At 39.2% G+C, this 1,453-nt stretch carries 2 protein-coding genes; both read right to left on the bottom strand.

Annotated elements, in window-relative coordinates:
* Positions 1-28: 28 nt before the first annotated feature.
* Complete coding sequence (locus QUA10_RS28995; protein ID WP_333086492.1) at positions 29-1,003, bottom strand: DEAD/DEAH box helicase family protein; 975 nt, start codon at positions 1,001-1,003, stop codon at positions 29-31.
* A gap of 62 nt (positions 1,004-1,065) precedes the next feature.
* Positions 1,066-1,380 carry a hypothetical protein gene (locus tag QUA10_RS28990; protein ID WP_333086491.1) on the bottom strand — a complete coding sequence of 105 codons (315 nt, stop codon included), beginning with the start codon at positions 1,378-1,380 and terminating at the stop codon, positions 1,066-1,068.
* Positions 1,381-1,453: the final 73 nt, after the last annotated feature.

Genomic DNA, 1,453 nt, shown 5'->3' with positions numbered 1-1,453 from the left:
TCTATCCTTTCTCTGCGCTGTGCTTATCTCAATGGTCAACTTTCCACTTGATGTATTTGCAAAACTGAGATGCACCCGTAGCACTCATCAAGATAACTAGCTCTGGCGGTTCGGAGTCTTTCCAAAACTCACCTGCGATTATCTGATATGCAGTTTTATAAGCTTGTGTTGTATCAATTGCCGATTTTACAGGTGACTCTTCATTGAGGTTAGCATTGCTGGCACAGTGATGACATTCATCAATGATGATGATATTTGGTTTAACTCCTTTAGGTAGCTTTTTATTATCATTGTGATATCGTCTAGCAGCGTGCATACTAGCAATCCGAATACCTTTTTGGCTAATGCTATCGCCATATTCTCTAAAAGAATCTACAACGCTAATAATGCTTCCATCACCAGAATCTTTAATCACACTACGCAGTTTATCTCTAACATCTTCTGTTAACCCACCAGAAGTTAGATAAAGACAACACAAATCATCTTTTTGTGCAATCAGCTTATCTCTTAATATTAAACCTACTTCAATTGTTTTACCTAAACCTACTTCGTCGGCGATCAGAATTCGCTTAATGCGAGATTCATGATTCTTAACATACTGTTGTAATGCTAGTTGATGAGGAAAAGGATCTTTGTCACTAGCGGTAATCCGCCCAGAATAGATATTTGCAAGTAGCTCTAATGCACCCAACCTTAGAACAGTTTTAATATGATGCTGATGCTTTAGCTCATTGTTTTCGAGGACGCTTTCGCCTACATAGTAAGCACGGCCTTCCTTGAGACGTAAAAAGAAGTGGGGAAATTTTTCTTTAATCATTCCCCGTCGGCGTAAGTTTTTGAAGCGGATACCTCGCCCATCTAGTACGCTGTTTTCGCTGTCAGTTGTTTCGATTGTATAGGCTAAATGGGTATAGGCATTGCGATCGCTACTACTGGGATCAGCCCAGACAACATCTGCATGATTACCGCTCTCAGATGGGATTTCAAACAGCCTATACGTCATGCGTCTGTCCTCAGAATTTTTTGATTATGCCCAAGTTCCCAATGCCTTTTAAAGAAGTAAGTTTATTTTCTAAAGCAGTGACTACATTTATTGAGGGTATAGCTTCCAATCATTTCGCCAGTATCAATATCGTAAACGGGAAGTATTTTGCAATCAGGAAAAACGTCAACTGGTATAATCCCAATATCATTAAGACCAATGAAAAGGCTTAGGTTTGCATCTGCGAGATTGTGAGAACCCCAAAAATTATCCAGACCAACACGATGTAGTTCGCCAGTGTCGGGGTTGAGGATATACTCAAAACCAATTTGTTGCGCTTTCTGATAAAGGGAAAGATTTTTAAGTCTCTTGCCCCAAAGCTTTTTTAAATTTGACATACAGCGGTTCCCGCTGTAATGAGGTACAATCAATAATAATGAAATATCATTGTGTAATCAAACCTAATGAAAG

This window comes from Microcoleus sp. Pol8_D6 (assembly GCF_036700965.1).
Classification (GTDB): domain Bacteria; phylum Cyanobacteriota; class Cyanobacteriia; order Cyanobacteriales; family Microcoleaceae; genus Microcoleus.
This window is presented reverse-complemented; position numbering and strand designations above follow the sequence as displayed.

Excerpts from the sequence above, each read along its gene's own strand:
- QUA10_RS28990 (WP_333086491.1), bottom strand. The coding sequence starts at position 1,380 with ATGTCAAATTTAAAAAAGCTTTGGGGCAAGAGACTTAAAAATCTTTCC.
- QUA10_RS28995 (WP_333086492.1), bottom strand. The coding sequence starts at position 1,003 with ATGACGTATAGGCTGTTTGAAATCCCATCTGAGAGCGGTAATCATGCA.